Here is a 6,418-nt window from a genome sequence, read left to right as displayed (position 1 = left end):
AAAGCCAGAAGCGGAGTCTGACTTCTAAGTACAAAGAAAAGGAGAATGAGAAAATGGCAAAAATCTTAATCAGCCCTTCAAAATATGTTCAGGGCGCAGGCGAAATGAAAAAACTTGGTACCTATGCTGCAAAGTTGCGGAAAAAAGGCATTGGTTCTGATCAGTGCAGGCGGTTATAAAAGGATTGGAAAGCTGGTAGAAGACAGCTTTGCAAACAGCAGCTGTGAAGTGGTTTTTGACTATTTCAACGGAGAATGCTGCAATAGCGAGATTGATCGTCTTGTGCAGGTCGTTAAAAATAATAATTGTGACCTTACCATCGGCATTGGCGGAGGAAAGATCTTTGATACAGCAAAAGCAGTGGCATATGATGCTGGAACTCCTGGTATTTATTTGTCCTACTATCGCATCTACAGATGCACCATGCAGTGCTTTATCTGTAATTTATACAGCAGAAGGTGTTATTTGAGAAGTACCTGTTCCTTCCGTCAAATCCTAATATGGTTCTGATGGACACAGATATTATTGCAAAATCACCGGTTCGTCTTACAGTAGCCGGTATGGGAGATGCACTTGCAACATATTTTGAGGCAAGGGCATGCAAAAGAAGTGGGGCAACCTCCTGTGCAGGCGGGAAACAACAGAGGCAGCCATGGCACTGGCAGAGCTTTGCTTTGATACCTTGATGGAAGAAGGTGTAAAGGCAAAACTTGCACTGGAGACGGGTGGAGCCACTGCAGTTGAGAAGGTGATTGAAGCGAATACACTTCTTTCAGGGATTGGTTTTGAAAGCGCAGGACTTGCAGGTGCCCACGCCATCCACAATGGATTTACAGTACTGGAAGAGTGCCATCATATGTATCATGGTGAAAAGGTTGCGTTTGGTACTCTCACCCAAGTGGTACTGGAGAATATCCCACAGGAAGAACTGGAGGATATTATTTTATGGTGTATTGAAGTAGGTCTTCCTGTAACTCTGGCAGAGCTTGGAGCAGATAAGGTAACAGATGAGCAGCTGATGGAGGTTGCCAAAACTGCATGTGCAGAAACAGATACTCTTCATAATATGCCTTTTGAGGTTACACCTGAAACAGTATTTGCTGCGATCAAGGCAGCTGATGCTTATGGCAGATATTATCTGGGGGAAGAGTAATTATATCAAAAAATGCATAATGATGTATAAAAATACAGCCTTGCTAAAAAAGCAGGACTGTATTTTTATTGGAACAGTGCGTGATGGAAGCTGTTTAATACAGAAGGTAATCTTATTTGTCAGGGCTTTTTTGAAGGATTTTTAGAAAAAGTTTTGTGAGAAAATGATTCATTATTTAAATAGATGACTGTGAAAAATATAACAAAAACAGATTAAGAATATTATGTTGAACTGTGAAAATACAAAATATAAAGTCCGTGCAAAAAACTATACAGGTAAAAATATACAAGTAAAATAAAAAATCACCTTGCATAATAGGGAAAAATATGATATCCTTATGCTAAATTGGGAAAGAGAAGTTGAACCTGTTGGATCTTACAGTGCTTTTCAGGGGTGTTTGGCATATGGATCCGGCAAGGGGAGAAGGTTTTTTAAAGGGTGCATATATGGTACAGGGAATACGTTTCCTAAGGCTGAGATAGGTGACGCATGACAGCAGTATCATTTGCAAAATATTATATATGGGGTGGAACTAATGAATAGTTCACTTACTTGGCACGCAGTACTGGTTGTAGTAGTTGCTGCGTTCGTCTTTGTATTCTTCAATTACGTGAAGGTTAAGAAGCTTGAAGAAGGAACAGACGAGATGGTAGAGATGGCCTGATGATCCGCAGCGGAGCCGGTACATTTCTGAAAGCGGAGTTTAAGGTGATCGCCATTATCGGGATCATTATTGCTCTGGTATTTAGCTTATTTGTAGAAGCAACAAGTGGCATTACTTTTCTTATGGGTGGTCTGATGAGCAGTCTTGTCTGCATCGTTGGTATGAAGAGTGCCACTTATGCAAATGTGCGTACTGCAAATAAAGCACGTGAGTCACTTTCCATCGGTGAGACCGTAAAGGTTGCACTTTGCGGCGGAAGTGTGAGTGGTATCGCAGTTCAGGCTTTTGGGTATGTTCGGCCTTCTCCTGGTGCTGATCATCTGGGGGATTGATGCAGATGCTACCGGTCACGGACTTATTGCGAACATGAACTGTAATCCTTCTATTATGAGAGTTACAACTTATTCTCTGGGATGCTCCATTGTTGCCATGTTTAACAGGGTTGCAGGCGGTAACTATACCAAGGCTGCAGATATTTCTTCTGATATCCTTGCTAAGATCCGTCATGACATGCCTGAAGATGACAGCCGTGTACCCAACGTAATCGCAGACTTTATTGGTGACAATGTTAATGATATTGCAGGTAACTGCTCTGACCTTCTGGAGAGTTTTGTAGCTACTATCGCTGCCTCCATTATGATTGCTGTCACTCTGTTTGTAAATGATATTGTAACCATTCCGGAAGAAACATTTACACGGATGATTCTTTTCCCGGTGATCCTTGCAGGAGTGGGATTGATCGGATGCCTGATCGGACTTACCTATGCCTCTGTTCGTAAGATGGGCGATGACCCGTCAAGAGAGCTGAATCTTGCTACATGGATTTCTGCGGGACTTACGGTTATTCTCAGCCTGATCGCATCCTATGTATTATTTGGAAATGTTGAACTGTATTCTGAAATGAAAGCCGGATGGGCTTCTCCGTGGATCTCCAGTATCCTGGGTATCATCAGTGGTATTGCCATCGGAAGTATTACAGAATATTATACAAGTGACAAATACAAACCGACCCAGGATCTTGCCAAGATGGCTACAGAGGGCGAGGCATTTGTTATCACCAAAGGTGATGCGATTGGTTCCCGTTCTGCACTGTTCCCAATCCTGATCATTGGTGTTGCATTGTTTGTTTCAGGTAAGATCAGCGGTACATATGGTATTGCCATTTCTGCACTTGGTATGCTTTCTTTCGTAGGCGCTACTGTTTCTATTGATGCATTTGGCCCTATCGCAGATAATGCAGGCGGTTTGGCTGAGTCCTGCCACCTGGAGCATAAGGTCAGGGTGATTACAGATAAGCTTGATTCTGTAGGTAATACTACAGCTGCTATCGGTAAAGGCTTTGCTATCGGTTCTGCTGCATTTGCAACTGTTTCCCTGATCGTTGCCTACGTTGGTAATTATACTGCAAATGGAGAGGAGCCGGTTCTGAATATCGCTTCCTTTATCGTTGTTGCAGGTGGATTGATCGGTGGTGCACTGATCGAGTATTTCTCAGCTATGCTTACAGACAATACCATCGAATCTGCCAAGCTGATGGCAGATGAGGGTGACAAGATGCTTTCCATTCCTGGCGTTCTGGAAGGCAAAGTAAAACCGGATTACAACAAGCTGATCAGTATGGCTGCTAACCAGGCTCTGAAGAAGATGGTAGTGCCGTCTATTATGGCTCTTTGCATTCCTGTGATCGGTGGATTTATTTTCGGTGTACAGTTTGTTGGTGGTATTCTGGTAGGTGCAACTATCGTTGCTATTCCACGAGCTCTGTTTATGGGCAATTCCGGTGGTGCATTTGACAATGCTAAGAAGTATATTGAGAGTGAAGCTCTGCCAGGTCATGGCAAAGGTTCTGCAGCACATAAGGCAGCTGTTACCGGCGATACAGTTGGTGATACAAGAAAGGACGTTGTAGGTGTTGCTCTGGATATCTTTATTAAGAGTATGTCCACAGTAGCCAATACACTTGCTTCCCTGTTTTCAACCATTACTTTGATCCGCTAAAAGAAAAGAATAGGTGCAGGGGTATCCCTGAAGAAGAGGCCTTCATCCGTCTGGGTGGAGGCCTTTTTTGAGGGTGGAGTGGCTTTCTGTGATTTGTCTGTCAGTACATGTGAAGCTATGAAAGATTTTTGCAGTAGACTGCAGAAATCTTTCATAGTGCGGTTGTAAAGCAGTCATGAATGGGGTATGATTCTATTGAAGATTTTTGCAGGTAACCGCAAAAATCTTCAATAGAAGTTTTTATACATAGAATTTTCTACTGTCAGATGGAGTAGATGAAGATCACATCATTGAGATTGCGTTAGATACTTTTGAAAACAAGAAGTATCGTGATCCGGATGTGCTGTATCCGCATCTGAAGGAGCAGATCAAAGATGTTATTACTGAGTTCAGAGGCTGTGGTGATGAGGTGAATATGTATAGGGAAACGACAGGCCGGGTTAATTGTGATGCCACACAGAAAGGAGCATGAAAAAATGACACAGGAATCACAGACACCGCATAAGCGGCGGGTTCGATATAAAGGAAAATACCCAAGGAAATTTGAGGAGAAATATAAGGAGCTGCAGCCGGATAAATATCAGGATACGGTTCAGCATGTGATCCAGAAAGGAAATACACCGGCAGGGATGCATATTTCCATTATGGTAAAGGAGATTCTGGATTTTTTACAGATCCAGCCGGGGCAGATTGGTTTTGATGCAACTTTGGGATATGGAGGCCATACCAAGGCTATGCTTAAGTGCCTGAAGGGGCAGGGCCATATTTATGCTACAGATGTAGATCATGAAGAGGCTGCAAAGACAAAAAAGAGACTGGAAGAGCAGGGATTTGGAGAAGATCTGCTTACGATACGTTTGCAGAATTTCTGTACGATTGATCAGATTGCAAAGGAAGCAGGCGGTTTTGATTTTATTCTGGCAGACCTGGGTGTGTCTTCCATGCAGATCGATAACCCGAAAAGAGGTTTTTCTTTTAAAACAGATGGACCTCTGGATCTGCGCCTGAATCAGGAAGCAGGGATCAGTGCAGCACAGCGACTGGATACAATTACAAAAGAAGAACTGGCTGGTATGCTTGAAGAAAATGCAGATGAACCATACTGTGAGGAAATCGCAAAGGCTATTACGGATGAGGTGAGAAAGGGAAATCATATAGATACCACTTTTAAGCTTCGCCAGGTGATCGAGAAAACTTTGTCTTTCATTCCTGAGAAGGACAGGATGGAAACAGTGAAGAAAACCTGTCAGAGGACGTTTCAGGCTTTAAGAATCGATGTTAATAATGAATTTGAAGTTTTATATGAGTTTATGGAAAAGCTTCCCGGTGCGTTAAAGCCAGGTGGAAGGGCTGCCATCCTTACCTTCCATTCCGGAGAGGATAAGCTGGTGAAGAGGGCTTTGAAGGATGGATACAAGGCTGGGATTTATGAGGATTATTCCAGGGACGTGGTGCGTCCATCTGCAAAAGAGTGCGCCGGGAATCCAAGAGCACATTCTACTAAAATGCGCTGGGCGGTGAAGCGGTAGTTTTGGCTTTGCCAAAAAAAATTAAGCCTGAGAAGATATAAGTCTGAGAAATATAAGTCTGAGAAATATAAGCCTGAGAAGATATAAGTCTGAGAAGATATAAGCCTAAGAAGATATAAGTCAGGAAAGTAATTGGTCTTGCAAAGAAGAAATGATTGTTGATTTTCCAGGATTATAGGGTATAATAGACACAGGGTCTTTTTGAAAAGACACAGTAACTGTCAGGAAGTGAGACAGTTACAAGATACCAACATATCCGTGTAAAACGGGCCAAAGGAGGATATTATGAAGAAACGTATTGCTGTACTGTTAGCACTTTCATTAACAGCTGCACTGCCGTGTACAGTTATGGCTGAGGACACAGCTGAGGAGGCAACAGAAGCACAGGAGACTGATGCAGACGCACAGGATGAGGCTGCAGAGGAGAAGTCTGAAGGCGTAATGACTTATCAGGAGTACATGGATGCCGACCTGGATTCCGAAGTTACTGTAGAGACTTATGTTCAGGCAAAGCAGAGCTGGTGGGAAGATAAGGCAACCGTTTATACACAGGACAAAGACGGTGCTTACTTTGTTTACAATATGGCCTGCTCTGAAGAAGATTATGACAAGCTGGTTCCAGGAACAAAGATCAAGGTTACAGGATATAAGTCTGAGTGGTCAGGAGAAGTTGAGATCACAGATGCAACCTTCGAGATCGAGGATGGAGAATATGTGGCAGAAGCTCTTGATGTTACAGATCTTCTTGGAAAAGATGAGCTGATCGACCATCAGAATGAGTACGTATCTTTTAAAGGCATGACAGTAGAGGCTTCTCAGCTTGATGGTGAGGATGTAGCTTTCCTTTACAATTATGATGGATCCGGAAGCCAGGGTGATGACCTGTATTTTAATGTTTCTTACAATGGAGAGACATATACATTTACTGTAGAGTCTTATCTTTGCGACAAGGATTCTGATGTGTACAAGGCAGTTGAGGGTCTGAAGATCGGTGACAAGATCGATATGGAAGGCTTCCTGTACTGGTATGAGGGTGTGAATCCACACATCATCTCCGTTACACCTGCAGAATAA

5 protein-coding genes and 1 pseudogene are annotated in these 6,418 nt (G+C 43.0%); all 6 read left to right on the top strand.

Translation table 11 applies throughout. From position 1 onward, the window contains the following. The first annotated feature begins 53 nt into the window (after window positions 1-53). A pseudogene (locus tag R1Y93_RS07205) lies at window positions 54-1,153 on the top strand (glycerol dehydrogenase). A gap of 535 nt (window positions 1,154-1,688) precedes the next feature. Continuing rightward, window positions 1,689-1,817, top strand: coding sequence for a hypothetical protein (locus R1Y93_RS07200; protein WP_500822261.1), 129 nt, complete (start codon window positions 1,689-1,691; stop codon window positions 1,815-1,817). Beyond that, complete coding sequence (locus tag R1Y93_RS07195) at window positions 1,817-2,149, top strand: sodium/proton-translocating pyrophosphatase (protein ID WP_500822260.1); 333 nt, start codon at window positions 1,817-1,819, stop codon at window positions 2,147-2,149. The genes R1Y93_RS07200 and R1Y93_RS07195 overlap by 1 nt, the downstream gene beginning before the upstream one ends. Next, the gene (locus R1Y93_RS07190) at window positions 2,109-3,815 is read left to right on the top strand and encodes a sodium/proton-translocating pyrophosphatase (RefSeq protein ID WP_500822263.1); all 1,707 of its coding nucleotides are present in this window, start codon (window positions 2,109-2,111) and stop codon (window positions 3,813-3,815) included. The genes R1Y93_RS07195 and R1Y93_RS07190 overlap by 41 nt, the downstream gene beginning before the upstream one ends. 476 nt (window positions 3,816-4,291) lie before the next feature. Beyond that, window positions 4,292-5,344, top strand: coding sequence for a 16S rRNA (cytosine(1402)-N(4))-methyltransferase RsmH (gene rsmH / locus R1Y93_RS07185; RefSeq protein ID WP_500822259.1), 1,053 nt, complete (start codon window positions 4,292-4,294; stop codon window positions 5,342-5,344). Window positions 5,345-5,629: 285 nt separating this feature from the next. Then, window positions 5,630-6,418: a hypothetical protein gene (locus R1Y93_RS07180; protein ID WP_500822258.1), complete on the top strand. Its 789-nt coding sequence runs from the start codon at window positions 5,630-5,632 to the stop codon at window positions 6,416-6,418.

It is taken from the genome of Blautia sp. HA3515 (assembly GCF_059933065.1).
Note: the sequence above shows the minus strand (reverse complement) of the source record. Positions and strands in the feature narration are given on the sequence as shown.